Origin of the sequence: Gordonia sp. IEGM753 (assembly GCF_050321825.1) — a bacterium.
In the GTDB taxonomy this organism is placed as follows: domain Bacteria; phylum Pseudomonadota; class Gammaproteobacteria; order Pseudomonadales; family Pseudomonadaceae; genus Aquipseudomonas.
Map to the genome: position 1 here is coordinate 1 of NZ_JBNQGB010000012.1, position 25,792 is coordinate 25,792.

The 25,792-nt window shown below is 58.0% G+C and carries 21 protein-coding genes; 4 read left to right on the forward strand and 17 right to left on the reverse strand.

The features are described from left to right. Positions 1-268 precede the first annotated feature (268 nt). The 3 genes from ACQR3R_RS30390 to ACQR3R_RS30400 all read right to left on the reverse strand — a co-directional run bounded on the left by ACQR3R_RS30390 (position 269) and on the right by ACQR3R_RS30400 (position 2,840). Complete coding sequence (locus ACQR3R_RS30390; RefSeq protein WP_428278408.1) at positions 269-1,162, reverse strand: NAD-dependent epimerase/dehydratase family protein; 894 nt, start codon at positions 1,160-1,162, stop codon at positions 269-271. A gap of 102 nt (positions 1,163-1,264) precedes the next feature. Next, entirely contained in the window at positions 1,265-2,176 is a 912-nt protein-coding gene (locus ACQR3R_RS30395; RefSeq protein ID WP_428278410.1) for a LysR substrate-binding domain-containing protein, read from the reverse strand. A gap of 73 nt (positions 2,177-2,249) precedes the next feature. Then, positions 2,250-2,840, reverse strand: coding sequence for an NADPH:quinone oxidoreductase MdaB (locus tag ACQR3R_RS30400; RefSeq protein WP_428278412.1), 591 nt, complete (start codon positions 2,838-2,840; stop codon positions 2,250-2,252). 162 nt (positions 2,841-3,002) lie between these two features. On the opposite strand from ACQR3R_RS30400, the gene ACQR3R_RS30405 reads away from it, so the two are divergent. Further along, entirely contained in the window at positions 3,003-3,317 is a 315-nt protein-coding gene (locus ACQR3R_RS30405; protein WP_428278414.1) for an antibiotic biosynthesis monooxygenase, read from the forward strand. Here ACQR3R_RS30405 and ACQR3R_RS30410 read toward each other — a convergent pair. Beyond that, positions 3,307-4,071, reverse strand: coding sequence for a TSUP family transporter (locus ACQR3R_RS30410; RefSeq protein ID WP_428278416.1), 765 nt, complete (start codon positions 4,069-4,071; stop codon positions 3,307-3,309). The two genes, ACQR3R_RS30405 and ACQR3R_RS30410, sit on opposite strands and share 11 nt — an antisense overlap. A gap of 165 nt (positions 4,072-4,236) precedes the next feature. On the opposite strand from ACQR3R_RS30410, the gene ACQR3R_RS30415 reads away from it, so the two are divergent. After that, positions 4,237-5,181 (forward strand): LysR substrate-binding domain-containing protein, encoded by a 945-nt coding sequence (locus ACQR3R_RS30415; protein WP_428278418.1) that lies wholly within the window; start codon positions 4,237-4,239, stop codon positions 5,179-5,181. 57 nt (positions 5,182-5,238) lie between these two features. After that, complete coding sequence (locus ACQR3R_RS30420) at positions 5,239-5,583, forward strand: cupin domain-containing protein (RefSeq protein ID WP_428278420.1); 345 nt, start codon at positions 5,239-5,241, stop codon at positions 5,581-5,583. Positions 5,584-5,631: 48 nt separating this feature from the next. Here the strand turns inward: ACQR3R_RS30420 and ACQR3R_RS30425 are convergent, their stop codons facing one another. The 7 genes from ACQR3R_RS30425 to ACQR3R_RS30455 all read right to left on the reverse strand — a co-directional run bounded on the left by ACQR3R_RS30425 (position 5,632) and on the right by ACQR3R_RS30455 (position 12,784). After that, positions 5,632-6,360, reverse strand: coding sequence for an ATP-binding cassette domain-containing protein (locus ACQR3R_RS30425; RefSeq protein WP_428278422.1), 729 nt, complete (start codon positions 6,358-6,360; stop codon positions 5,632-5,634). Then, entirely contained in the window at positions 6,357-7,043 is a 687-nt protein-coding gene (locus ACQR3R_RS30430; protein WP_428278424.1) for an ABC transporter permease subunit, read from the reverse strand. Before ACQR3R_RS30430 ends, ACQR3R_RS30425 begins: the two co-directional genes overlap by 4 nt. A gap of 3 nt (positions 7,044-7,046) precedes the next feature. Beyond that, a complete protein-coding gene (locus ACQR3R_RS30435; protein WP_428278426.1) occupies positions 7,047-7,775 on the reverse strand; it encodes an ABC transporter permease subunit in 729 nt (242 codons plus the stop codon). A gap of 124 nt (positions 7,776-7,899) precedes the next feature. Beyond that, positions 7,900-8,799, reverse strand: coding sequence for a transporter substrate-binding domain-containing protein (locus ACQR3R_RS30440; RefSeq protein ID WP_428278428.1), 900 nt, complete (start codon positions 8,797-8,799; stop codon positions 7,900-7,902). A gap of 51 nt (positions 8,800-8,850) precedes the next feature. After that, positions 8,851-9,993, reverse strand: a complete 1,143-nt coding sequence (locus tag ACQR3R_RS30445; RefSeq protein WP_428278430.1) for an aminotransferase class I/II-fold pyridoxal phosphate-dependent enzyme — start codon at positions 9,991-9,993, stop codon at positions 8,851-8,853. A gap of 366 nt (positions 9,994-10,359) precedes the next feature. After that, positions 10,360-11,247: a 3-hydroxyisobutyrate dehydrogenase gene (gene mmsB, locus ACQR3R_RS30450; RefSeq protein WP_428278432.1), complete on the reverse strand. Its 888-nt coding sequence runs from the start codon at positions 11,245-11,247 to the stop codon at positions 10,360-10,362. Positions 11,248-11,257: 10 nt separating this feature from the next. Then, positions 11,258-12,784, reverse strand: coding sequence for a CoA-acylating methylmalonate-semialdehyde dehydrogenase (locus ACQR3R_RS30455; protein ID WP_428278434.1), 1,527 nt, complete (start codon positions 12,782-12,784; stop codon positions 11,258-11,260). A 160-nt stretch (positions 12,785-12,944) separates the two neighbouring features. On the opposite strand from ACQR3R_RS30455, the gene ACQR3R_RS30460 reads away from it, so the two are divergent. After that, entirely contained in the window at positions 12,945-13,892 is a 948-nt protein-coding gene (locus ACQR3R_RS30460) for a LysR substrate-binding domain-containing protein (protein ID WP_428278436.1), read from the forward strand. Here the strand turns inward: ACQR3R_RS30460 and ACQR3R_RS30465 are convergent. From ACQR3R_RS30465 to recC, 6 genes are all read right to left on the reverse strand, one after another. Then, the gene (locus ACQR3R_RS30465) at positions 13,889-14,392 is read right to left on the reverse strand and encodes an outer membrane lipoprotein YfiB (protein WP_428278438.1); all 504 of its coding nucleotides are present in this window, start codon (positions 14,390-14,392) and stop codon (positions 13,889-13,891) included. The two genes, ACQR3R_RS30460 and ACQR3R_RS30465, sit on opposite strands and share 4 nt — an antisense overlap. Before the next feature lie 5 nt (positions 14,393-14,397). Then, positions 14,398-15,666: a diguanylate cyclase DgcN/YfiN gene (locus ACQR3R_RS30470; RefSeq protein WP_428278440.1), complete on the reverse strand. Its 1,269-nt coding sequence runs from the start codon at positions 15,664-15,666 to the stop codon at positions 14,398-14,400. After that, the gene (locus ACQR3R_RS30475; RefSeq protein WP_428278442.1) at positions 15,663-16,238 is read right to left on the reverse strand and encodes a regulatory sequestration protein YfiR; all 576 of its coding nucleotides are present in this window, start codon (positions 16,236-16,238) and stop codon (positions 15,663-15,665) included. The genes ACQR3R_RS30470 and ACQR3R_RS30475 overlap by 4 nt, the downstream gene beginning before the upstream one ends. Positions 16,239-16,356: 118 nt before the next feature. Further along, positions 16,357-18,465 (reverse strand): exodeoxyribonuclease V subunit alpha, encoded by a 2,109-nt coding sequence (gene recD, locus ACQR3R_RS30480; protein WP_428278444.1) that lies wholly within the window; start codon positions 18,463-18,465, stop codon positions 16,357-16,359. Further along, the gene (recB, locus tag ACQR3R_RS30485) at positions 18,462-22,151 is read right to left on the reverse strand and encodes an exodeoxyribonuclease V subunit beta (protein WP_428278446.1); all 3,690 of its coding nucleotides are present in this window, start codon (positions 22,149-22,151) and stop codon (positions 18,462-18,464) included. Before recB ends, recD begins: the two co-directional genes overlap by 4 nt. Then, positions 22,148-25,600 (reverse strand): exodeoxyribonuclease V subunit gamma, encoded by a 3,453-nt coding sequence (gene recC, locus ACQR3R_RS30490; protein WP_428278448.1) that lies wholly within the window; start codon positions 25,598-25,600, stop codon positions 22,148-22,150. The genes recB and recC overlap by 4 nt, the downstream gene beginning before the upstream one ends. Between the last annotated feature and the right edge of the window lie 192 nt (positions 25,601-25,792).

Consider the following 25,792-nt stretch of genomic DNA (forward strand, 5'->3'; position numbering starts at 1 on the left):
GGATCTCTGGCGCACACGGAATCTGTGGCTGGAACAGGACCCAATGTGGGAGTGAGCCTGCTCGCGATAGCGGTCTTACAGCGACGATGATGTTGACTGATTTAACACCATCGCGAGCAGGCTCGCTCCCACAGGGGATCTCTGGCGCACACGGAATCTGTGGCTGGAGCAGGACCCAATGTGGGAGTGAGCCTGCTCGCGATAGCGGTCTTACAGCGACGATGATGTCGACTGAGTTAACGCCCTCGCGATGCGGCGTGAAGCAAACTCACACCATCTCGTCACGGATCCATTCAACGACCGAGGTGCGCTTCGGCGCCCAGCCCAGCAGCTCACGCGCATTTTTACCGCGAACTCGACTGTTGGAGCCCAAGCCGTAGTTGGCCATTTCATAACCCCACTCGGCTTCGGCCTCTTTCAATGGCCAGTCTTGCGGCGGGCCGAGGTTCAGTGCTTTCGCAATCGCAGTGGTCATGTCGATGAACGACGCTTCGCCGCTTTCGACGAAGTAAAAGGTGCCCGGTTTATTCTTGGTCAGCGCCAGCAAGTACAGCGAGACCACGTCGGCAATGTGCACGTTGGACCAGATGTTTTGCCCGGTACCGACGTGACGGACCACGCCGCTTTTGCGCGCCTGTTTCAGCAAGCGCGGCAGCTGCACGCTGTCACGCTTGACGCCCAGGCTGTGGCCATAAATCAGCGTGTTGCAGATGACCGCCGAATTCACTCCATCGTTTGCCGCCGCAAGCACCAGGTTATCGATGGCCACGCGGGCAGCCTTATCGACAGTAGGCTCTGGCAGTTTGTCTTCGTAATAGATGACGTCGCTGGATTTGCCGCCAGAAGCATCGCCGACGATGCTCGAACCGCTGGTGTGCAGGAACACTTTATGGGAACCGCGCAATGCATCGAGCAAGGTTTGCACGGCGCCGCGATGGTCACTGCTGGCGGCGTTGATCACCGCGTCGGCGGCCTGCGCCTGCTGAGTCAGCAAAGCGCTGTCATCCAGTGTGCCGATCACCGGGGTGATGCCCAGTGCGCTCAGCTCAGTGGCTTGTTCGACGCTGCGCACCAACCCTGTCACTGCATGGCCAGCCTGGACCAGGCCGGTGGCGATAGAGCCGCCGATGAAACCTGCGGCGCCGGTAACGAATACGTTCATGGAAAACTCCCTGCGTGGGTAAGAGATGCGACCAGTATCGAGCAGCGATCCCTGGCGAAACATCCCCGGTGGCCCAATTCACTCTTGCGCAGGGATCACGAATCAGCCGCTGAAATCCGTCATTGCATAAACCGCCAATTTGCCCTGAATGAAGTCCAAAAAGCATTGAATCCGCAGGGCAAGCTGCGAATTACGGTAGTACACCGCGTTGATCGGCTGGCGATATCCGCTGTTGAAATCCGCGAGCAGTACGTGCAAGCGACCGGCGCGAATGTCGTCGATGGTCATGAAGTGCGACAGACACGCAATGCCCTGCCCTTCCAGCGCCAAGTGCCTGATTGTCTCACCGCTGGAGGCACTGATTGACGGCTGAATCGGCCAACGGTCACCGTGCACATAACGCAGTGGCCATTGGTTGAGGCCTTCGTTCTGGGTAAACCCCAGCAAGGCATGCCCGCTCAAATCAGCGACCGCGACCGGTGTGCCGTGTTGTTCGAGGTAAGCCTTGCTGGCGACGATGTGCAGCGGGCTGCAACCCAACGAGCGGGCATGCAACGTCGAATCAGCCAGCGCACCGATGCGAATGGCGATGTCGGTACTTTGTTCGAGCAGGTCAATGATCAGGTCGTTGCTGTTGAGCTCAAGCTGAATATCGGGATAGAGCCTGCGAAATTCATCGATGTGCGGCACGATGGCGTGCAGCATGAACGGCGATGCCGCGTTGATCCGCAGACGTCCGGAAGGCGTTTGCTGACGTGAAGTCAGGCGTTCTTCAAGCTCATCCATCTGATCGAGAATCAGCTTGGCGTGCTCGAAAAAATACTTGCCCTCCTCGGTCAGGTCCATGCGCCGTGTGGTGCGGTTGATCAGCGTGGTTTCAAGCTTGGCCTCCAGCCGCGACAACGTGCGACTGACGGCCGAAGGGGTTTGCCCAACCTGTTCGGCCGCCGCAGAAATCGAACCGCATTCAATTACGCAGACAAAAATCTGCAGCTCATCGGACCTGGCTTTCACATGTGTTCCTTATGTCTTTTGCAGCAGCAGGGCTCCTGCAAGTGTGGCCCCAGGCATCAATAGTAGCCGAGCCTTAGGCCTTCAAGCCAAACACCTCGCGCAAATGCTGCTCATAACGTGCGACATCGGCTTCGATGTTCGGACGCTTCATCACGTCAACGCTGAGGAAGGTCGGCAAACCGGTCATGCCGAGGAACTCGTTGGCCTTGTGAAACGGGAAATACACCGCGTCTACGCCTTTGGCTTCAAAGAAGTCGCTCGGGTCGTCGAACGCTTGTTGTGGCGCGTTCCAGGTCAGCGACAGCATGTACTGTTTGCCTTGCAACAAACCGCCGCTGCCATACTTTTGCGACGCATCGGATCGGGTGCGGCCATCGCTGGCGTACAGGCTGCCGTGGCCTTCGGTGAAGACTTCGTCGATGTACTTCTTGACGGTCCACGGCGCGCCCATCCACCAGCCTGGCATTTGATAAATGATCACATCGGCCCAGAGGAATTTGGCGACCTCTTCAGCGACGTCGTAGCCCTCGTCAATGAAGGTAGTTTTCAGATCGACCCCACCGCGATCGAGCACGCTCAGCGCGGCGTCGTGCAGCGTCGCATTGTAGCGGCCATCAGAGTGGGCAAATTTTTTGCCGCCATTCAGCAGGAGTACTTTTTTCATCAGAAATCTCGGAAAGGTTTGGAATTCGATGGCGGCAGCGTATCGGCCCGACTCGCGCGGAGTAAGCGTCGATTTCACAAAACTCATTTGACCCAGACGCACGAATCGCCTGTCGATTGTTGTCTTAAACTGGCGGCAATTCTGACTTGAGAGGATTTTCTGATGAGTGACGTGCAAGGTTTTATTCTGCAAGCAAAGACCCGCCCGGAAAAAGCTGAAGCCTTCGAAGCGTTTTTCCGCGGTTATGTAGAGGCAAGCCGCGCCGAGCCGGGCTGCATCGAGTACCACATGTTGCGTGACCAGCAAGACCCGTCGCTGTTTATCTTCTACGAGATCTGGCAATCGCAGGCCCACCTCGATGTGCACTCAAACTTGCCGCACATGAAGCAGTTTCTTGATGTGCGCATGGAGTATCTGGAGCGAGATTTCGACATCCGCGCCATCGACATGCTCAGCCCTTCCTCTGCTAACCGCTGATCAGCAAATGGGCGCCTAGCACGGCCATGCCAATGAAAAACACGCGCCTGAACAGTACCGCGCTGATCCGTTGTCGCAGCCATTGGCCGAACAACATGCCAAGCACTGCCGGGATCAGCACCAGCAGCGAAGCACCCAGTTCACCGCCACCGAGCGCACCCCGCCATAACAGGCCAGCGGCCAGCGCCAGCGTCGACACGGTGAACGACAGGCCCAGCGCCTGGACCATTTGGTCTTTGCTCAAACCCAGCGCTTGCAGGTAAGGCACGGCCGGAATCACAAACACTCCCGTGGCGGAGGTGATGACACCCGTCAGTACGCCGCACACCGGGCCAAGCCAGCGCTCGGTGTGATGGCCAACGTGCAGGGTTGGCAAAAACAACCCGCTCAACGCGTACAGCAATAACGCCGCGCCCAAACCGCGAACCACCCAATGCCCGCCCGCCATGCCGAGCCAAAGCGTACCCGCGCCCGTGCCGATGAAAATCGCCAGCAGCATCGGCCACAGGCGTTTGATCAGCGCGCGCAAATGCCCGCCGAATGCCAATTGCCAGGCGTTGGTCAACGTCGCGGGGATGATCAACAATGCGGCAGCCTGCGTCGGCGCCATAGCCAAGCCAAGTAAACCCATGGCAATGGTTGGCAGGCCCAAGCCGATTACCCCTTTTACTACGCCGGCCAGCAGAAAGGTCACGATGACCAGCAGTGAAAGGGTTAAACCCAGGTTTTGATAGTACGCGACGAGTGTATTCATGCGCCTATCCTGAACCCTGGGTGGTGACATGAAAATCTGCCATATACTGAGACAGCCTACTGCCGTGCAAGAGGCTGATAATTTTTTGCGCTGGCGAATGGCTTCGCCAGCACGCCTCACAGCAGGCGGATTTTCGCGAGCCGTACCTATTCCGAGGCAGTTGCCATGCACTTCGACCTGATCGACCTGCGCCTTTACCTGAACATCCTGGACAGCGGCAACATCACTGCAGGCGCCGCTCGCAGCCATTTATCGCTGGCGGCTGCGAGCGCGCGAATTCGTGCGATGGAGGCCTCGCTCGGTATCGATTTCCTGCAACGCAATCGGCGTGGGGTCACGCCCACGCCTGCCGGCAAGGCATTGGCGAAACACGCGCGCACCTTGCTGCAACACGCGGCAAGCATGCAGCAGGAGTTGGCCGAGTACGCCAATGGCGTCAAAGGCCAGGTACGGTTGTTGTGCAACACCACGGCGATCACCGAATACCTTCCGGAGTTGCTCGCCGACTTCCTGCGCGAACACCCCAACCTCGACATCGACCTGCAGGAATTGCCCAGCGCCCGAATTACTCACGCCCTGCGTCAAGGCGCCGCCGACCTCGGGATTGTCTCCGATGCGGTGGACACCGAACCTCTGCAAACCTTGCCGTTTCGTGACGATCCGCTGGTGTTGATTCTGCCCGCCAATCACCCTCTCGCGAACATTCCCACACTGAGCTTCAACGACACGTTGCACCACGATTACGTGGGGTTGAACGCCAACAGTGCCTTGGCGGTGTACCTCGAAGAACAAGCACTGCACGCCGGCGCACGCCTGCAAATTCGCATCCGTACCGACGGCTTCGAAGGTGTCATGCGCATGGTCGCGCGCGGCGCCGGGCTGGCAATTGTGCCGTTGGCAGCCGTCGAACGCTGGCCAGGTGAGCGCCCGTTCAAATGCATCGCCCTGCAAGAGCCGTGGGCCATGCGCAAGTTACAGCTCTGCGCCAGAAACTTCACGACGCTTCCCGGTTACGCCAAGGCGTTGCTGAATACCCTGCTGCCGGACGCGACAACACGAGCACGCGCAGTTGCGTTTCTGGACAGCTCAGTGTCGAACACAGACAACTGATGCCGGGCCAAGCGCTATAGGGTGCAAGTTCTGTTGTCCCTAACGCTCGGAGTCTTTATGTCCGCACCGATTACTGTTCTTCGCGACACTCATCCACTGCCGGTACTCGATGCCTGCAAATGGGAAAAACTGGAAGGCGACCCGCACACCGTCAACCTCAATGCCTACACCAGCGAAGATGGCAGCAAGATCATGGGCACGTGGATTTGCACACCGGGCAAATGGCGAGTGGACTATTTGAAGTGGGAGTACTGCCATTTTCAGGAAGGCTACTGCGTGATCACGCCGGACGGCATGGAGCCGATCCATCTGCGCGCCGGTGATATTTTTGTCGTGGAGCCCGGAATGAAAGGCACGTGGGAAGTGGTTGAAACCGTGCGCAAGTATTTCGTGTTTGCCTGAAGCATCAACAACGCAGAGGGCCGATTGGCCCTCTGAAATGTTGAACAATCAGTGCTGCAGAATCTTCGACAGGAAGTTGCGGGCGCGGTCCGAGCGCGGAGCGCTGAAGAACTCTTCAGACTTCACATCCTCAATAATCTCGCCACCGTCCATGAACACCACGCGATCGGCCACTTTGCGAGCAAAGCCCATTTCGTGGGTTACGCACATCATGGTCATGCCCTCACCGGCCAGTTGCACCATGACATCCAGCACCTCATTGACCATTTCCGGGTCAAGCGCCGACGTCGGCTCATCGAACAGCATCGCAATCGGGTCCATGGCCAGGGCACGGGCAATCGCTACACGTTGCTGTTGACCGCCGGACAACTGGATCGGGAACTTGTCTGCATGGCTTTTTAGCCCGACTCGCTCCAGCAGTGCCTTGCTCTTTTTGGTTGCCGTGGCGACGTCACGCTTGAGCACCTTGATCTGCGCCAGATTGAGGTTGTCGATAATGCTCAGGTGCGGGAACAGTTCAAAATGCTGAAACACCATTCCCACCCGTGCACGCAGCTTGGGCAAGTCAACACCCTTGCCGGTGACTGGCTGGCCTTCGATAAAAATCGAGCCATCCTGCACCGGCTCAAGGCCATTGACGCATTTGATGAGCGTGCTCTTGCCCGAGCCGGAAGGCCCGCAGACCACCACCACTTCGCCACGCGAAAGCTGCGTGGTGCAGTTCTTCAGAACCTGGAAGTTGCCGTACCATTTGTTCAGGTTTTTCATCTGGATCATGCGGTTCTCCCCATGTTTCTTTTCATGCGTTTGGTCAGGCTGGACAGCGCGTAGCAGATCACCAGGTAAACCAAGGCAACGAACAAATACAGCTCGACCAGGCGCCCGTCACGTTGGGCGAATTTGCTGGCCGCACCCGTGAAGTCGGCGATGGACAGCACGTAAACCAATGACGTGTCCTGAAACAGGATGATGGTCTGGGTCAGCAGCAAAGGCGCCATGCGGCGCAAGGCCTGCGGCAGGATCACGTACATCATCGATTGCGTCGGACGCATGCCCAGCGCCGCCGCAGCTTGTTTCTGACCACCGCTGATACTCTGGATACCACCGCGAATAATCTCGCTGTAATACGCGGCCTCAAACATGCAGAAGGTCACGAATGCAGTGACCACAGGACCGATTTGTACCGGCCGCTCGGTGCCGAAGGCCATCTGCAGCAACAGCGGCATCAGGAAGTAAAACCAGAAAATCACCAGCACCAGCGGAATGCTCCGCATCACGGTCACGTATGTCAGGGCGAAGCCACGCAGCACGCGGTTATGCGACAAGCGCATCAGTGCCAGCAAGGTTCCGGCAACGATGCCCACGGACATCGCTACAAGGGTCAGCAGCAGGGTGAATTTCAGGCCATTCCAAAGCGCTGGCAGGGCTCGGACGATGACACTGGGATCTAGATCAAACATGACTTACCTCGTCGCGCCGCGGATGGCCAGGGAGCGTTCGATATGACCCATGACGAAAGTTACCAGCAGCGAAATGACCACATAGATCACAGTCGCCGCAGTGAATGCTTCGAAGGTATTGAACGAGTACTCACTGACGTTACGTGCTTGTGCGGTCAACTCCATCAGGCCGATGGTCAACGCCACCGATGAGTTCTTGAGCGTGTTCAGCGCCTCGGATGTCAGCGGCGGAAACACCACGCGAATCGCCTGCGGCAACAGCACTTGCATGTACATCTGCGTGGGCCGCAACCCGAGCGCCAGCGCTGCACCACGTTGCCCGGCGGCGACGGACTCGATGCCAGCCTTGAACAGCTCCGACAGCTTGGCCGAGGTGAACAGGGTCAGGGCCACCACGGCGCTAAAGAATGAGGGATACGGTAAGTCCTGCTTGAGGTAATCGCCGAGCGATACCGGCAGTAACTCGGGTACGACAAAAAAACAGATGAACATCTGCACCAGCAAGGGGATGTTGCGAAACACCTCGGTGTAGACGTTGCATAGCCATACCAGCGGGCGAATCGTGCTGGTGCGCAAGGTGCCGATCAATCCGCCAATCAGGAACGCAAGAATGAAAGCAGCGAGAGTGGTTGCCAGCGTCCAGCTAGTGCCGGTGATTAACCAATACAGATACGAAGAAGACTCTCCGGGAGCAGAGTCCCAGAAAATGCCCCAATTCCAGTTGTAATCCATGAACACACCAACCTTTGATAGGGAACAGCCGTCGGCGCGTAAACGCTATCGACCCATCAGAGGAGCGTGCCTGCCTGATGGGTCGTTAGCCGTTTGCGCAGCGCGACATAATTGCGTGTCGGGATCAGACGCCGGTATCGTTCGGATGTGCGATAGCTTCTTTCAAGGCTTCGCTCATTGGCAGGTTGATCACCGCGTTTTTCGGCGGAATCGGCTGCTCGAACCACTTCGGATACTGAGCGTCAATCACACCAGTGCTGTACAGATTGCGCAGGACGTCATCAGCAAACGACTTGAACTGCGGATCGTTTTTGCGAATACCGATGGCGTAGGGTTCAGCGGACATCGGCTCCGGCAGCAAGGTGTAACCGGTTGGGTTGCGGCTTTGGGCGATGGTCGCCATCAACTGCACGTCGTCGTTGATGTAGGCAGCGGCGCGGCCGGTTTCCAGCATCAGGAAGGCTTCGCCGCCGTCCTTGGCATTGAGGATTTTCAGGCCCAGCGATTTTTCGCGGTCGAGGTTCTTGGTGATCCACTCACCGCTGCCGCCAGTGATCACGACCACTGCCTTGCCCTTGAGATCGGCAACGCTGTTGATGCCGGCTGTTTTCTTGACCGCATACTTGGCACTGGCCACATAGCTGGTCAACAAGAAACTAATTTGCTTCTGACGCTCGACGGTGTTTGTGGTGACGCCACATTCCAGGTCGATAGTGCCGTTAATCAGCAAAGGCGTACGGGTCGCCGCGACAACCGAAACGTACTGGGTCTTGAGATTCGGTTCGCCGACTTTGACTTTGATCTGGTCCACAATTTTCTGGCACAAATCAATGCTGTAGCCAATCGGTTGCTGGGCGTCATTGAGGTAGGAAAACGGCAGCGACGCGTCACGGTAGCCGAGGGTGACAGTGCCTTGTTCCTTGATTTTCTTCAGTGTTCCTGTGAGCTCGTCTGCCTGCACTGCGCTGGCGCTCAGGCAAGTGGCAACGAGTAGAGCAACCAGCTTTTTCTTATGATCGAACATGCATATCTCCGACTATTTATGGCAGCTTTGGCACAGCGAAAGGCGAAGGCTTCAGCGCAAGGCTGCAAGCGCTTCACTGATACGAACGACAGCTTTTTTTATCTGGTCGCTGGACATCGCAAACGACAACCGGAAGTACCCCGGCAAACCGAATGCAACGCCCGGTACGACAGCCACACCGGCCTGATCCAGCAGGTACGCGGACAACTCGACATCATCGGTAATTACCCGGCCCTCAGGCGTGACGCTCCCCAGTAACTGGCTGCACTCGGGAAAGGCATAAAAAGCCCCGGCCGGCGCACTCAGGTTCAAACCCGGGCAAGCACTCAAGCCATCCACCAGCAGACGCCCACGCTCGGCGTATTCGGCGGCACTGCGGCTGACGAAATCTTGCGGGCCTTCAAGGGCTGCGCGGGAAGCTTCCTGGGAAATCGCACTGGCGCCCGAGGTGCTTTGCGACTGGATTTTACTGATGGCGGCGATCAATGCCTTGGGCCCGGCGCCGTAACCGATGCGCCAGCCAGTCATCGCGTACGCTTTGGCCACACCATTGATCAGCAAGGTGCGATCGCGCAGTTGTGGGCAGGCGTTGCCGAACGATACGAACGGTTGGTCGGCCAGCAAAACGTGCTCATAGATTTCGTCGGACATGACCAGCACATTCGGGAAGTCTTCAAGGACTTTGCCCAGCGCTTGCAACTCTGCTTCGCAGTAAATAGCGCCGCTTGGGTTAGACGGCGAGTTGAGGATCAACCAACGGGTTTTGTCAGTCAGCGCGGCTTGCAACTTTTCGGCGCTGAGCTTGAAGCCGACATCGATGCCGCAGGGAATGACCTTGGGGCTGCCACCGTTGAGGGCGACGATATCGGAATAAGAAACCCAGTACGGCGCGGGAATGATCACTTCATCGCCAGCTTCCAAAGTCGCCATGAAGGTGTTGAAAATAACTTGCTTGGCGCCGTTGCCGACGGTGATTTCGTCAACGCTGTAGGTCAGGCCGTTTTCGCGCTGGAATTTGCTGACGATCGCTTTGCGCAAAGCCAATGTACCCTGCGGAGCGGTATAACGAGTGTGACCATCGCGCATGGCTTGAGCGGCTGCGTCGATGATATGCGCAGGCGTATCGAAATCAGGCTCGCCGAGGCTCATGTCGACAATATCGCGCCCTTGACTCGCCAATTCCTTGGCTCGCATCGAAATGATCATGCTGGGAGATGAAGAAATTTCTTTAACGCGCCGACTTTCGAAAATCATAAAAATACCCGCCATCCGTGAAGGTCCGCCCAAGATTACCAAGCGTCCTCTGTTGTTGTACGACGTAGTATGACATTAGAAAATATTTTTTTGCAATCGACAGAACGCCACGTTTTTCGAAGTAAAAAACTGAAAAACCTGCCTTTTTTTGAGGGTATTTAAAAATATCGCAGGGCTAAAACGCGGGATTTTCGGAAGAGGTACGATGAGTATTTGATGGCGAGAGATTTCAGGCGAGGGGGTATTTCGGGGTCATCTGATGCAAAAAAAAGGAGCCCGCACTGCGCGGGCTCCCGTTGAAAACCCTTATTGGGGTTTGCGATAGCTGTTGATGATGGCCGAGAAGTCTTTACCCCCTTCACCACGCTGGCTCATCGCCTGATACAACTGCTGAGCCACCGCACCGAGTACCACGGGCTGGTGCGCCTGACGCGCTGCTTCAGTGGCCAACCCCAAGTCCTTGAGCATCAGCTCGGCGCCGAAACCGCCGGTGTATCCGCGCGACGACGGCGCCGTTTCAACGATACCGGGCCATGGGTTGTAGGTGTCCGAACTCCAGCACCGGCCGGTAGAGCTGTTGATGATCCCGGCGAGGACGCCGGTGTCGATGCCCAACGCGTCGCCCAACGCCATCGCCTCACTGACGCCAACCATCGTTATCCCCAGCAGCAGGTTGTTACAAATCTTGGCGATTTGCCCGGTGCCTACTTCGCCGCAATGGACGATGTTGCGCCCCATCTGGGCCAATACCGGTTGCAGGGTGGCGAACAACTCAGGCGTGGCGCCGACCATGAAGGTCAACGTGCCCGCCGCTGCACCGCCGGTGCCGCCAGACACCGGCGCATCGGCCATGATCACGCCTTGCTTGGCCGCAGCCGCCGCCACATCGCGCGCAGTTTGTGGGTCGATGGTGCTGCAATCCACCGCGGGGACGCCTTGGGCTATCCCGGCCAGTACGCCGTCATCACCCAGCCAAACACTGCGCACATGGGCCGCAGCCGGCAGCATGGTAATCACCAGTTGTGTGCCCTGCGCTGCTTCCTTGGGCGAGGTGCTGATGGTGCCGCCCAATTGGGCGAGTTCAGCGAGCACGGTTTGATTGAGGTCGAACAGGTTCAGCGAATGGCCAGCCTTGAGCAGGTTGCGCGCCATTGGCGCGCCCATGTTGCCGAGACCGATAAAGGCAATTTTCATGTTCGGCTCCTTAACGCAAGTTGATGGTGGTGTTCACACCGTCGTTGACGCTGTCGTCATCGAACCAGCGACTGGTGACAGTCTTGGTCTGAGTGTAGAACTGCACCACTTGCTTGCCATACGGGCCGAGGTCGCCAAGCTTGGAACCGCGCGAGCCGGTGAAGCTGAAGAACGGAACCGGCACTGGAATCGGAATGTTGATACCGACCTGGCCCACATCGATCTCGCTCTGGAATTTACGCGCCGCCGCACCACTCTGGGTGAACAGGCCCGTGCCATTGCCGAACGGGTTGGCGTTGACCAGTGCGATAGCTTGATCAAGCGTATCCACTTCCAGCACCACCAGCACCGGGCCGAAGATTTCCTGGGTGTAGATTTGCATCGAAGTGGTCACACCGCTGAACAGCGTCGGGCCCACAAAGTTACCTTGTTCGAAGCCCGGGACGCTGATGCTGCGGCCATCGAGTTCCAGTGTTGCGCCTTCCTTGATGCCGCTTTCGATCAGCTCAAGGATACGCGCCTTGGCTCGTTTCGAAATCACCGGCCCCACATCGGTACCCGGCTCGCTGCCGGCATTCACCTTGAGCTTTTGCGCCAGCGCTTTGAGGTCTGGTAGCCATTTTTTTGCTGCGCCCACCAACACCACGACTGAGGTGGCCATGCAGCGTTGCCCGGCGGCACCAAAACCGGCGCCGACCAACGCATTCAGCGTCTGTTCGCGATTGGCATCCGGCAGCACTACCGCATGATTTTTGGCACCCATCATCGATTGCACACGCTTGCCGTGCTGACCCGCCAGGTCGTAAACGTGAGTACCGACCGCCGTCGACCCAACGAAAGAAACAGCCTTGATATCTTTATGCGTGCACAGTGCGTCCACCACGTCCTTGCCACCGTGAACCACGTTCAGCACGCCCGCCGGTACACCGGCCTCGATCGCCAGTTCCACCAGCAGCATGGTCGACAGCGGATCCTGCTCGGAGGGTTTGAGCACGAAGGTGTTACCGCAAGCGATGGCCATCGGGAACATCCACAGCGGAATCATCGCCGGGAAATTGAACGGCGTGATACCGGCGCAAACACCGATAGGCTGGCGCAAGGTGTAGGTATCAACACCGCCGGCAACGTTTTCGGCGAACTCGCCCATTTGCAGGGTGCCGATCGAGCAGGCGTGCTCAACCACTTCCAGGCCTCGGAAAATATCGCCTTCAGCGTCCGCGATGGTTTTGCCCTGTTCAGCACTGAGGACCACGGCAATGCGCTTGGAATGTTCGCGAATCAACGCCTGTAGCTTGAGCATGATGCGCATCCGCGCGCCAATGGGCGTCAGCTTCCAGGTCTGAAAAGCACGATGGGCGGCGCTGATGGCGGCGTCGACTTCCTGCGCGGTAGCAAATGGGACCTTGGCCAGCACTTGCTGGGTCGCCGGGTTGACGATGTCGTGCCACTCGGTGGTCTGGGACTCGACCCATTCGCCGTTGATCAGCAGCTTGACGTTCTGGACAGTGGCTTCGTTGGGCGTAAGCGATGCGTTCATGCTGGTCTCCAATAATTTTTTTTATCTGGAAAGCTATGCAGGGACCAAGACGGGAAATTCGCCTTGAGGTGAGGCGTGTATAGCAGATTGGTTGTCGGACTGTTTTTGGAGTATAGATGTGCAAACTTCTAATAAGAACGCACATAAAAGCCGGTCCATCATGCAAAAAAACATCACCTCTTTAGGGTCGCTGAACTGGGACGACCTCAAGTTTTTCCTTGAAGTTGCCCGCACCCGCAAGGCCAGCACCGCTGCCAAGCGCCTGGCCGTCGACTACACTACCGTCTCGCGGCGCATCAGTTCGCTGGAAGCGGCGCTGGGTACATTGTTATTCGAAAAGTCCCGGACCAGCGGTTTCGTGCTGACAGCCGAGGGGCAACGCTTGCTGGGTTACGCCGAGTCGATAGAAAGCACATTGCACATGGCCTGTGAACAGGTTTCCGGCTCTGGCGTAGCGTTATCGGGGCATGTGCGGATGGGCTGCACAGAAGGCTTCGGCAGCTTCTTCATCACGCCGCAACTGAGCCATTTTGTCGACGCTTACCCGGCGATCTCAGTGGACATCCTGCCGCTGCCGCACTTCATCAGCTTATCCAAGCGCGAGGCCGACATCGTTATCGCCCTGGAGCGTCCGGAACACGGCCCGTACGTGTGCTGCAAACTGTGCGACTACCGGTTACAGCTCTACGCGACCCAGGATTATCTGGACAAACACCCGCCCATCAAGCGCCCGGCAGACTTGGGCAAGCATTCATTCATCAGTTACGTCGACGATTTGGCGTTCAGCTCAGAGCTGCTGTACCTGGCAAACGTGCTGCCAGGCGCCAGCGCCAACCTGCGCAGCACCAGCGTAATCGCCCAGTATGTGGCGGCGCAGCAAGGGCGCTCACTGGCCATTCTGCCGTGTTTTTTAGCCGCGCAGGACCCACGATTGCTGCCAGTGTTGCCGCAGGAGATCAACATCACCCGGCAATTCTGGATGTACTGCCGCGAGGACCTGCGCAAGCTCAAGCGGATCACCCTGTTGTGGGATTACATCCGCGAGGTGACTGAGCAGAACCAGGCACTGTTGATGGGTGAAAGCCGCGAGATGTTGTTCGCAGACTAGTCGGCGCTGACCACAATAGCTACCCGGCGGTTCTCGGTTCGTCCGGCGGCGGTGTCGTTGGTGGCCACCGGTTTGCTGCTGCCGAGGCCACGCAGTTGAATGTTCTGTTCTTGCATGCCCACCGATGTCAGGACTTTGGCGACGCTTTTAGCCCGACGCAGGGAAAGCGTCTCGTTATAGGACTCTTTACCCGACGTATCGGTGTGACCATCGACCCGCACCCGATTAATGTCGACCGCCAGCAATGCCTTGCCGATACGCTCGACAATGTCGGAACTGGCGCGATTGAGGCTGTCGTCATCACTGCCAAACAGCACTTTGCCGGACAGGCCAAATGCCCAGCCCTCATCAGTCAACTCGAAGCCTTGTTGTTTCAGCGCGGCGATCTGCGCCGGCGTCAGGCCTTTTTGCGGCGCAGTCTGACAACCGGTCAATGCCAGCAAAGCCATGAACACAGTAACCGTGAAAAAGCGCAATGATCGTTGAGTCAGTGAAAGCACGGAAATTAGCTCCTGGTTTGATCAGCTTCGACGGGGTACTCCGACCCGGCCGTTTGCTGTGCGCCTCGGGACAGGCGCTTGGCTTGGTACATGGCGCCGTCGGCGGCATTCAGTAGTGCACCCGGTGTCACGCCATGATCAGGGTAAACGGCAATACCGATACTGAGGGAGGTCAACACCTCGGCATTGCCCGGCAACGGAATCGGGGTTTCCATGCTTGCGAGGATCTTGTCGGCTATACGCTCGGCATCTTCGGTCTTGTGCAATGGCGTTAACAGCACTGCAAATTCATCACCCCCCAAGCGCGCGACCAGATCCTCTTCTCGCAGTTGGGCGCGCACGCGGTTCGCGACCGCGACCAATACTGCGTCGCCTGCAGCGTGGCCGAAGTTATCGTTGATTTCCTTGAAGCGATCGCTGTCAAGAAACAGCACGGCCACTCGCTCGTCGAGCTTGTTGGCATTGCGCAGTGCGCGAATCAATCGACCTTCGAAAAACGCTCGATTCGGCAACCCGGTAAGGCTGTCATGGCTGGCTTGGTGAGCGAGGCTCTCGTTTTCGCTCTGCAGATGGGTCTGCCAGGATTCGAGTTCATCGAGCAAGGCGTTGAAGTCGTTACCCAGGTTGTCGAGTTCAGCAATAGCGGCAGGAGGCACACGCTGATCGAAGGCGCGCTCGCTACGAACCGCATGAGCGACGGATGCCAGCCGACGCATCGGGCCGGTAATGCCGCGCAGTTGTCGTCGCGCCAGGTACAACGCCACCCAAACACTGACAGCGGTACACAGAATAATCCCCATCAAACCGCTGAGCAGAAAGCGCAGCAAACTGCCGCCATGGCCGGTGAGCTGAATGCTGCCGATTTCCTGGTCTTGATGAATGATCGGCATGCTGATCGGCTTTTCCAGAAAGGCTTTGGACATCTGCATTTCGAGGCCGGAGAACAAGCCGCTTTCCGGTCGCTGCCAATGAGCCAGGACATTGCCTTGTCTATCGAGCACGGTAGCGTCTGCCACTTCTTCGGTGGACGCGATCAGCGAAAGCGCTTCAGTGGCCGCCGTTTTATCGCTGAACACCACGGCCGCTTCCACGGTGTAGTTGATCGATCGCGCAATCAGGTGCAGGTTGTGGTCGGCATAAACGCGCAAGGCCAGCACACCCAGCAGCGTCAGAGAAACACTGGCCATTGCGACGGCAACCAGCGCCACGATCAAATGCCCGCGACCAATGACCGAACGCAGGGTCGGGCGACTTGCCGCTTTGAACAGGCTCATGGTGCCGCCTGCTTGCGGCGCGACAGTTGCAGCACGCTCGGATGAATACGCACCCCACTGCGGGCAACCGAGTCGAGGTTAACCTCGAAAGACACTTGATCATCGCTCACGCGCAGGCAAAACAAACTGCCGACGGTGCATTGGTCGTCGGCTTCGCTGATGCTCAAAACCGGTTGGCCCGTCAGCGCGGCGAAGAGTCGGCTGCGTTCATCAGTGGTCAGCTTGCCGATGTACACCGCGTCACAGGCATTGGCAATGGATGGGTTATCGGCCAGCAGTCGCTGTACGGTAACGGGGCGGCCCGTCGCCTGCGTCGTACCCTTGACCAGGTCATCGGTGTATTCAGTAGGGCCGACGATACACAAGCGCAGTTTCTGTGGTTCAACCGGCCAACGGGCATAGCTGAGTATCCCGAGGACGACTTGAGTCACCGATCTGGCACGCTGGTCGGCCATTCCCGTCGGGATTTCCGGTTGCGCAAACGCCACGCTGTTGAGCAAACAGAGGAGAACGGCAAGCAGCACTTGCTTGCAGTCAACGACGCGCCCTGTCGTCCAGACAGCCAACTTCATGCAGTGCTTCTCTTTGATCGTAACCCAATGATGCCGCAACGATAGCACAGCGCTTAATCGCCAGCGAGGCCGTGGGCTATGGCACTTCGGACACTTGTCATGACGAAGGTGGACGCCTTTAAAGCGCAGGATCGTCCTTGGCTTCCAGCTCCAGCATCAAACCGCTCAACCGTTTGACCTTGCGCCGTACCGCTTCTTCGAACACCCCGGAGCGCGGTTCGATCAAGGTAAACCAGTGTTTGGCCCGGGTAATACCGGTGTAGATCAGTTCTTTGGTGAGCACCGGGTTGAGCGCGTCCGGCAAGATCAGCGCCGTATGGGCGAACTCCGAACCCTGGGATTTGTGCACCGTCATGGCATAGACGGTTTCGACATCGTTAAGCCGGCTAGGCAACACCAGACGCACACCGCCCTGACCGTCGTTACGCGGAAACGCAACACGCAGCACCTGCTTACCCGCGTCGGGCCCATCGCGCTCTGGCAGCTTGAGCGCAATACCGATGTCGCCGTTCATCAACCCCAAGCCATAGTCGTTGCGAGTCATTAGCACGGGCCGGCCTTCGTACCATTGCTGGTCGCTGTCAATCAGCCGGGCCTTGAGCAGTGCAGCGGTTACCCGATGATTCAAACCTTCGACACCCCACGGTCCTTTGCGAACGGCGCATAACAGCTGAAACGCATCGAAGGCCTGCAACACCTGCCGAGCCCAATCGGCCCAACATGGATCGTCCAGCGCACTCTCGAGCGGCGGCCGTTGGCTGCGCAGAAGACTCAGGTAATGCCGATAACCTTGCGGTCCTTCTCCATGACCTTCAAGCAGCAAACGCTCCAGGGCACGATCCTGTTCGCCCTTGAGCGACAGGCAAAAAACGTCGTCATGGCTGCGAGCGGCGAGCAACTTGCGCGCCTCCTCGGGGTGCTGTTGATTGACCCAGCGCGCCAGTTGGCCAATGCCGCTGCCCTCGCCGAATCGCCGCGAATGGCGCAGCATCACCACTTGCTGGGCGAGTGGATGAGCGCCATGGACATCTTCCTGCAAACCGCTGTCGCCCAGGTTTTCACCGCTAACGGCCTCCAGCCATTGTCGGGTGTGCGGGCTGTACCAGCCGGCTTCAGCATCGCGGCACAAATCGCCGAGCACCGCGCCTGCCTCTACCGACGCCAGTTGGTCTTTGTCACCGAGCAGCACCAGCCGCGCGTGAGCGGGCATCGCGTCGAGAAGATTGGCCATCATTTCGAGGTCGATCATCGACGCTTCGTCTACGACCAGCACGTCCAGCGGCAAGCGATTACCGGCGTGATGCCTGAAGTGACGAGTGCCCGGACGGCTGCCGAGCAGACGGTGGACGGTGGTGACGTCGCTGGGGATTTTTTCGCGAATGGCCTCCGTGACTTTCAGCGACCGGACTTGCTGGCTGATGGACTCCGTCAGTCTCGCGGCAGCCTTCCCGGTAGGCGCAGCGAGGCGTATGCGCAGCGGTTTACCGGCCTCCACCGCAGGCGCCTGAAGCAACGCCAGCAAACGCACAACGGTGGTGGTTTTGCCTGTTCCAGGACCGCCGGTGACGATGCTGAATGCACTGCGGGTAGCCAAGGCACAGGCAAGCTTTTGCCAGTCGATCACCTCTCCCGGCCTCGCAGCACCGAACAAACCGGTCAGGCGTTCAGACAAATCACCCGGTGTTGTTTCGCGTTCCGCAAGCCGTTCGCGCAACGCGTTATCGATGCGCCGCTCGTAAGTCCAATAGCGGCGCAAGTACAGGCGTTTGCCCGAGAGCACCAAGGGTCTTTGTTGCGCGACCTCGCGACTGTCCGCTGCCAGCGCAACCAGGGTGCTGGCCGCCAACACCTTGCACCAATGAGCGCCGTCGAGTGCCTCAAGCAATTGCGATGGCAACAACATTGCACCACTTTGCGCATCGCCCTCCGGCGGCAACGACAAGGCAAAGTCCGGCTCCTTGAGCGTCTCGAACAGGTCCAGGCAGACATGGCCGTGACCCAGTTGATGGCTGGTCAATGCCGCCGCCAATAGCACCAGCGGATCATCGTCGGGTGCCAACTCATGCAAAAACGCCACAAATGCTTTGTCCAGTGCTCGCAACCAACCGCGCTCGACCCAACGCGTGAGCAACAGCAGCAGGTCATCCGCGCGACTTAACGGGGCAAGTTGCGCAAGGCTTTCAGACGCCAGCGGCGTCGGCAGTAAATCAGCAAATGTGCGGCTCATAACAGGACTCCCTGTTCCCAGGCGGGTTCGGCCTTCGGTTCTGGCTTACCTTGAAACATTCGGTCCAGACGCTCGATCAGCTCTCTGGGTGGACGAGCGAAATAAACGCCCTGACTCGATGCACGAGTACCGCGCAGGAACAAGTACAACGCCCCACCGACATGCCGGTCGTAGTCGTAGTCGGCAAGCCGCGCCTTGAGTTGGCGATGTAGCGCCAACAGGTACAGCACATATTGGAGGTCATAACGGTTATCGAGAATCGACTGTTCCATTGCCTGCTCGGTGTACGCCGTGTCATCGACGCCCAGCCAGTTGGATTTATAGTCGGCAACGTAATAACGACCGTCGTGTTCGAACGTCAGGTCGATAAAACCTTTGAACATGCCATTGAGCATTACCGGTTCTGCCGCCACCCGGGCCATGCCGTTGTGGGTGTATTGGCGCACCAGTTCATCGAGTTTGAACACGTCGACTTTGTGGCTGGCGAACCAGAACTCCATCTCGACGCGGTATTGGCTTAAGTGTTCGAAAATCACCGGCGGCTGCCCGGCGCCCATGTGCAATGGGCATTTCAGCAAGTGCTGCAGCCAGTCGCTCAACGTTGTGATCCAGCCCTCCCAGCCACGGCGGTTGCAACGGCGAGCAATGGCATCCTCCACAGCATGCGGCTCGGCGGAAAAACCCTCACCGCCGGCCCACTCCAGCAAACCATGGAGAAAGGTGCCGGGGTTCGGACCACGTGGGAATCGATGGATATCCGCGCCACCCGATACCACTTCCCGGGGCGCCTGTGGATCGAGACGCTCGTCATCGAAAAGCTTTTGCGCTTGAGGGCTTTCCGGCGCTTCGTCACGGCCCACGCTCAGGCTGTCACTCATACGCAATGCGCTGTAGGAGGCGATCCACCAGTTTTCACTGGCCTTGCGCTTGGGAACAAGCGGATCAAGCAACACCGCGTCGTTGTGCGGCGGATGATAAATCTCGGTCGTGGCCTGGGGCATTTCACGGTAATCCAGCGCTGGCACATCCTGTACCAGGTCTTCCAGCCAGCGCTTCAAACCAGCCGACTCAGCCAACGGCACGCCGCCGCCCAGCAGATAACCCAACGCCGAAAGATGCAGTACCGAGCTGTTGTTATTGCCACGTTTGAGATCAGTAACGCCGAGCCAGCAAGCGTGTTGAGCCCGGGTCAGGGCGACATAAAGCAAGCGTAAATCTTCGGCGAGCCGCTCATCGTCAGCCAAGGCAATCAATTGCGCAGTCGGCTTCAACGTCACGTGAGACTTGCCGTCGGCGTCGTGGTAATGCAGCGGCAGACGACTGCCGTCCACGGGTTTAGAGGAGCAAATAAACGGCAGGAACACCAACGGATACTCAAGCCCCTTGGATTTGTGAATGGTCACGACTTTGACCAATTGCTCATCACTCTCCAGTCGCAAGATCTGTTCTTCACCTGCTTGGCCGGACAAGGCCAGATGCTCGGACAAATGACGAATCAGCGCTTGTTCGCCATCCAGTTCGGCAGCGGCCTGTTGCAGCAACTCTGATAGATGCAAAAGGTTGGTCAACACGCGCTCACCGTCACTACGCGTGATCAACGTTTGCGGCAGTTCGAAGTCATGCAGCAAGCGCCGCAGCATCGGCAACACACCCTGCTTTCGCCACAGCTCACGATAACCGCGAAATTGCATGACGCGCGCTTCCCAGGCGAGTTCGTCCTGGTTCAGGCGCTCCAGCTCAGTCAGCGACAGGTTTAACGTGACGCAGGCCAATGCAGCGCGCAACGGGCGCTCGACGTCTGGCTCGGCGCACGCCTTAAGCCAAGTCAACAGATCGTGGGCCTCCTGAGCGGCGAACACTGAGTCCTTGTCCGACAGGTAAACACTGCGCACGCCCCGGGCCGCAAGTTCTGCGCGCACGGCTTGCGCTTCTTTGCCGTCGCGAACCAGGATGGCGATGTCGGCCGGTAACAGGCCGCGAAAGTCTTTGCCCTCCTGCCTGAAACCGGCCCGCGCGTGTTGTCCGCCATTGAGCAACGCGGTGATTTCACTGGCACATGCCGCCGCAAGTTGCTGACGATAAACCGCGCCAGACACAGGTTGCTCACCAGACAAATGCCAAATGTTGAGGGCCGGAACAACCTGACCATTGATACTCAGAATCTCTTTGCGACCCTGTGATTCGACGGGCAGGAACGGCACCGGATTGGCGCCATTCTTTTCACGGAACAGGAAGGCACCGCGCCCGGTTTCACGAGACTCTGCGCGCTCGAACACATGGTTCACGGCACCGACCATGCCATGGCTCGAACGAAAATTGGTGCCTAACGTGTGCAAGCGACCGGTCGTGGCCTGACGCGCGCGCAGGTAGGTATAAATGTCGGCACCGCGGAAGGCATAAATGGCCTGTTTCGGATCGCCGATCAGAAAAAGGCCACATTCAGGATCGTTGTCTTCGATGCGATAGATGCTCTCGAAGATGCGGTACTGCACCGGGTCGGTGTCCTGGAATTCATCGATCAACGCCACCGGAAACTGTTCGCGGATCAAGGTCGCCAGACGCTCACCGCCCTCCGACTGCAAGGCTGCATCAAGGCGCAGCAGCATGTCATCGAAGCCCATCTCGGCACGGCGACGCTTTTCTTCCTCGAAGCGGGCACCGACCCAATGCGCAGCATGTTGCAAAACAACGGCATCAGGCGTCGGCAATTCATCGAGGCTGGCCTTCAGTCTGGACATCGCATCAAGCGCCGGGTGGCTTGGCGGTTCACCCTTCCAGGCTTCGGCCATACCGTCGGGAGTCAGGCGCGTGAACCCGGTGCCGATATCCAGTTGCTCCTGGGTTTCATCTTCAGCCCAGGCCTTTATTTTTTCGAACCAGGGTTCAAAGTAGCGCACCTGCATCTTTCGACCATCGACGCTTTTGCTTGCGACACCCTGATGACAGATAGCAAGTAACTCATCCGCCCACTGTGCCCACGGCGCCTTCAACTCCAACAGCGCTGCCCTGCGTTCCTGCAAGCATTCAGCAATCAGTTGGGCGGGTTCTTTACCCTCACCGTTGTCGCGCTCGCTGGCGAACAACCCGCGCAACTTTGGCAACAACGCCGCCGGACCGCCCCAATGACTTCGCACCCAGTTCAGCGCGTCGTCCTTCATCGGATAACAGAACAGCCGCCAATAATCGCGCAGGACTTCGCCCAGCAAATCGCTGTGATCGGTTTCCAGGGTTTGAGTGAACAGGCTGCCGCTGTCGAAGGCATGCTCGCGCAACATGCGCTGACACCAACTGTGAATGGTCGAGACGGCCGCTTCATCCATCCATTGCGCAGCGATGTCCAGACGGTTTGCGCAACCCGACCACTGCGCTTCGGGGTACTGCTCGCGCAGTTCGGCAATCAGGCTGTCGGGGGCCGGGGTTTCATCACGGAAAAACCGCGCAGCCTCGGCGAGACGCGTACGGATTCGTTCTCGCAGCTCTTTGGTCGCGGCATCGGTAAATGTCACTACCAGAATTTGCGGCGGCAGGAGGTCGCGCCCAAATCCATTCGACTCAACGCCGTGTCCCAAAACCAGCCGCAAATAAAGTGCGGAAATAGTGAAGGTCTTGCCAGTCCCGGCACTGGCTTCGATCAGTTGGCTGCCACGCAGCGGAAATGCCAGGGCCAACGGTGTTTGAGAGGTCATGAGCGCGCCTCCTCGCTGTTCAGTGAACGCCAGGGAGCCTCAAGCAGTGGCCGGTACAACGCGTCACACCAACCAGGGAAGTTCTCGTCGGCAATCAAAGCGTCGTAATCGGCGAACTGTCGTGCCAGCGCCGCACTTTCGCGTCGCTCTCCATCGGTGGTCACACCGTCACCCTCGTAGGCTTTTCGGGCCGCGATGTCAGCCTTGATCGCGTCTGTTTGACCGAGCCAGGCAAAGGCTGTTTTTACCGCGATGGGCAACGGTTGGCGCATGCCTGTCTTCCACGCCATCAACAGATCACCCAGGATCCGCAACGCGACGGCTTCCTCCATCGGCGCCAGTAACAGGCTGTCGTCGCTGGCAACCAACGCGGTGGTCATCGCCATTCCGCTGGCACACGCCACCAGATGATTGACCCAAGGACGCGTCATGCGGTGCCACTTGCGAGACTTGATCGAACCGATGCTGTTGGGAATCGTGGTGACCGACAACAAGCCGCCGTCCGCCCGTTGGTGTAGGCCACTGAGCCAGCCTTCCAGGCGCAAACCTTGCAACTCAAGATTTACCGGCAGCGCGCTGCTGAGGGGCGATGGCCACAATGCCAGGAGCTGTTGATAACGCTGCAATAGATCCGGCAATGGTTCGATCAACTCGCGCTGCAAACTTTCACCGAAACCCGCCATGGGCAACAGTCCACTGTTTTGCAGGCGCCGGGCCTGGACGTCGAGTGCCTGATCGGTTTGATCCAGTTGGCGCAGCGCGGCGTCGAGCAGGCTATCGCTGAGGCTATAGCGTTGCAGCGCGTCGAGCACAAACGGCTCTTCATCAGCCAACGGCACTTCTGCTGCTTCGAAAAACACCTTCAACCGCTGACTGAAAAAATGCCGCACCGGGTTGCGCAGAAAATCCTGTAGCTGACCAAGGCTCAACGGTTCTTCCTGAACAAAGTCGTCGAGCGCCTCGATATCGGCAAGTCCCCCTGTCGCTTGATGAATCACCTGCCACTCGCTGGCATAGCTGAACAGATCATCGCCTTCATGAAAATAACGGGCACTGAAGGGTTGCAGCGGATGTTCGCGAGTCAGCGCCTCCAATAGATTTTCATTAGCGTCATGCAATCGCCATCCACTGGCAAGATGGTCTCGTAACTGGCCAATCAGTACCGAGGCGGGGCGTTCACTGTTATCGCGAATGCTACGGCCGACCCAACTGACGTAGAGTTGCTCACCTGCTGAAAGCAGTGCTTCCAGCAGCAAATAGCGGTCATCCTCACGACGAGACCGATCGCCTGGACGGTAATCACTGCCCATCAGGTCGAAGTCCAGTGGCGGTTGCGCCCGCGGGTAATCGCCATCATTCATTCCCAGCAAGCAGACCAGTTTGAATGGAATGGCGCGCATCGGCATCAAGGTGCAGAAGTTCACAGCGCCGGCCAGGAAGCGTTGGGACAAACGACCTTGATCCAGCCCTGCCAGCCACGCTTCGCGGACTACGGTTAAGGGCAACTCATCCTGCAACCCGACTGACTCGCACGTTTCCAGCCATGTCTCACGCAGCTCTTCGAGTTGAGCCAGCAAGTAATCGTCATGCTCGTTACTGGCCAGGAAAAACAACTGCACAAGCGCTTGCAACCTGATCCCCCATTGTTTGGGTGAGGCAGGCTGAGTCAATTCATGGTGAGCAACTTCCAGCGCATCCAGTAGCGCTACCAAAGGCCCTATGAGCGCGGCATCCAGGCCACCGATTTCGTCGTAAGGCTCAATTCCCTCACAAGCACCGGCGCTACCTACCGCATAACCGAGCAGCATGCGCCGCAAACCAAAACGCCAACTGTTTTGCTCCAGCTGTTCGGGCAAACCCAGGCCCGCACGCTGCTCGGCATTGATGCCCCAGCGTATTCCGGCACCTTCAATCCAGCGGTGCAACGTCGGCAAGTCGCGCTCCTCAACACCGAATCGAGCACGCAATGCAGGAACGTCCAGCAGATCGAGGATTTCACTGACCGGGAAACGACTGTCGGGCAGTTTTAGCAAATGCTCGACGGCAATCAGCAAAGGATCGCGACCACGCTGGCCTTGGTCTGCGAGAGTAAATGGAATGAAACGCGGGTCGTGGCGATCCAGCTGGCCGAACACTGCACGAATGTGCGGCGCGTAGCTGTCGATGTCCGGGACCATGACAATGATGTCGCGGGGTTTCAAAGCTGGATTATCGCTGAACCGTGCGAGCAACTGATCATGCAGGACTTCAACTTCGCGCTGGGCACTGTGGGTAATGTGAAAACGGATCGACTGGTCTGTCTGCGGATCGACTGCTGGCCACAGCTCGCGAGTTTCATTCAGGGGGCGCAACTCCAAGATATCGTCCTGCAGTTGATTGAGCATGTTCTGCGGCTGGCTGTCACTGAACAGGTCGATGCGGCCATCGCGAAATGCTGCGCGATAGCTGTTTGGATCGTCATAGCTATCGAGCAGATTAATGTAATCACGCCCCTGCTTACCCCACGCAGCCAAGAGCGGATGGGCATGTTGATGAAGGGTTTGCGGATCTAGGACGACCGGCATGCCACTCTTGCGCGCCTGTCGTTTGTATTGATGCCGAAGCAGGTCTTTATCGGCGACGATGTCTGCCCAGTGGTAACGGCAGGGATTGTGGACGCAAAGTAGCACCTGGCTGAAACGGGCAAGCCCAGCGAGGGCTTCCAAGGCTTGAGCAGGCAGTGAAGAAATCCCGAAAACGATCACTCTGGAGGGCAAGCCTTTCGGTGCGACGTCGAGATTATTGATGCGCTCGATGAACCGTTGATGAACGCCGGCACGGCTCTGCGCCATGCCTTGCTCACCCACATCCAACAATAACGCGCGCCACAATTCTGCCTGCCAGCAATTGGCAGATGTCAGCGGCTTAGCTTCGCCTCTTACATTGCGTAGCTGGTGCCGACCTTCTGCCCAGTCTTCAAGCCAGTCAGCACGGTAAACCTGGTATTGGTCGAACAAGTCCGCCAGCCGCTCGGCCAACTGATAGCGCTTACGCAAATCGGTGTCGTTGGTCAGGAAGCGTTGCAAAGGTTCGAAATGAGGCTGGTTGATCAACTGCGGTAGCAGGCGCATAAGGCGCCATGTCAGGGGGGCTTTATCGAGCAGTGATTTGACCGGGATTTCGTCACGCCCCAGAACCATGCGATAGAGCTGCCACATGAAACTACCTGGCAATTGCACATCAATGGCGGCAGCAATTCCACAGCCTCCCAGATCATCATCTTCCGGGTCTTCAGCCAGCGCCAGCTTCAGCCATTGGGCGATGCCATTGCTCTGCACCAACGCAATTTCATTTTCCAGAGGAGCCAGCGGGTAACGCCGCATGATGCTGATCACCAAACTGCGCAGTTCATTCAAACTGTTGCTTTGAACCACCATAAACGCAGCATTGAGGGACGTGGCATCCGGCATAAAGACTTCCTTGGAAGAATACAAAAGCTAGGGCCGAACCTTAGCATTGTCGAGAGAATGTGACAGCCGGAGCTGTCCAATGGGGGAGTAAGAACTTTCCTGCGGGCAAAACAAAACCCCAACTGCTTTCGCAATTGGGGTTTCGGAATTTAATCTTGACGATGACCTACTCTCACATGGGGAAACCCCACA

What these genes read in the sequence shown, in the direction of transcription:
- ACQR3R_RS30445 (WP_428278430.1), bottom strand. Translation starts at nt 9,993, where the DNA reads ATGCGAGCCAAGGAATTGGCGAGTCAAGGGCGCGATATTGTCGACATG.
- ACQR3R_RS30410 (WP_428278416.1), bottom strand. Translation starts at nt 4,071, where the DNA reads ATGAATACACTCGTCGCGTACTATCAAAACCTGGGTTTAACCCTTTCA.
- ACQR3R_RS30430 (WP_428278424.1), bottom strand. Translation starts at nt 7,043, where the DNA reads ATGTTTGATCTAGATCCCAGTGTCATCGTCCGAGCCCTGCCAGCGCTT.
- ACQR3R_RS30475 (WP_428278442.1), bottom strand. Translation starts at nt 16,238, where the DNA reads ATGAAGTTGGCTGTCTGGACGACAGGGCGCGTCGTTGACTGCAAGCAA.
- ACQR3R_RS30455 (WP_428278434.1), bottom strand. Translation starts at nt 12,784, where the DNA reads ATGAACGCATCGCTTACGCCCAACGAAGCCACTGTCCAGAACGTCAAG.
- ACQR3R_RS30435 (WP_428278426.1), bottom strand. Translation starts at nt 7,775, where the DNA reads ATGGATTACAACTGGAATTGGGGCATTTTCTGGGACTCTGCTCCCGGA.
- ACQR3R_RS30390 (WP_428278408.1), bottom strand. Translation starts at nt 1,162, where the DNA reads ATGAACGTATTCGTTACCGGCGCCGCAGGTTTCATCGGCGGCTCTATC.
- ACQR3R_RS30425 (WP_428278422.1), bottom strand. Translation starts at nt 6,360, where the DNA reads ATGATCCAGATGAAAAACCTGAACAAATGGTACGGCAACTTCCAGGTT.
- ACQR3R_RS30405 (WP_428278414.1), top strand. Translation starts at nt 3,003, where the DNA reads ATGAGTGACGTGCAAGGTTTTATTCTGCAAGCAAAGACCCGCCCGGAA.
- ACQR3R_RS30400 (WP_428278412.1), bottom strand. Translation starts at nt 2,840, where the DNA reads ATGAAAAAAGTACTCCTGCTGAATGGCGGCAAAAAATTTGCCCACTCT.
- recD (WP_428278444.1), bottom strand. Translation starts at nt 18,465, where the DNA reads ATGAGCCGCACATTTGCTGATTTACTGCCGACGCCGCTGGCGTCTGAA.
- recC (WP_428278448.1), bottom strand. Translation starts at nt 25,600, where the DNA reads ATGCCGGATGCCACGTCCCTCAATGCTGCGTTTATGGTGGTTCAAAGC.
- ACQR3R_RS30420 (WP_428278420.1), top strand. Translation starts at nt 5,239, where the DNA reads ATGTCCGCACCGATTACTGTTCTTCGCGACACTCATCCACTGCCGGTA.
- ACQR3R_RS30415 (WP_428278418.1), top strand. Translation starts at nt 4,237, where the DNA reads ATGCACTTCGACCTGATCGACCTGCGCCTTTACCTGAACATCCTGGAC.
- recB (WP_428278446.1), bottom strand. Translation starts at nt 22,151, where the DNA reads ATGACCTCTCAAACACCGTTGGCCCTGGCATTTCCGCTGCGTGGCAGC.
- ACQR3R_RS30470 (WP_428278440.1), bottom strand. Translation starts at nt 15,666, where the DNA reads ATGAGCCTGTTCAAAGCGGCAAGTCGCCCGACCCTGCGTTCGGTCATT.
- ACQR3R_RS30440 (WP_428278428.1), bottom strand. Translation starts at nt 8,799, where the DNA reads ATGTTCGATCATAAGAAAAAGCTGGTTGCTCTACTCGTTGCCACTTGC.
- mmsB (WP_428278432.1), bottom strand. Translation starts at nt 11,247, where the DNA reads ATGAAAATTGCCTTTATCGGTCTCGGCAACATGGGCGCGCCAATGGCG.
- ACQR3R_RS30460 (WP_428278436.1), top strand. Translation starts at nt 12,945, where the DNA reads ATGCAAAAAAACATCACCTCTTTAGGGTCGCTGAACTGGGACGACCTC.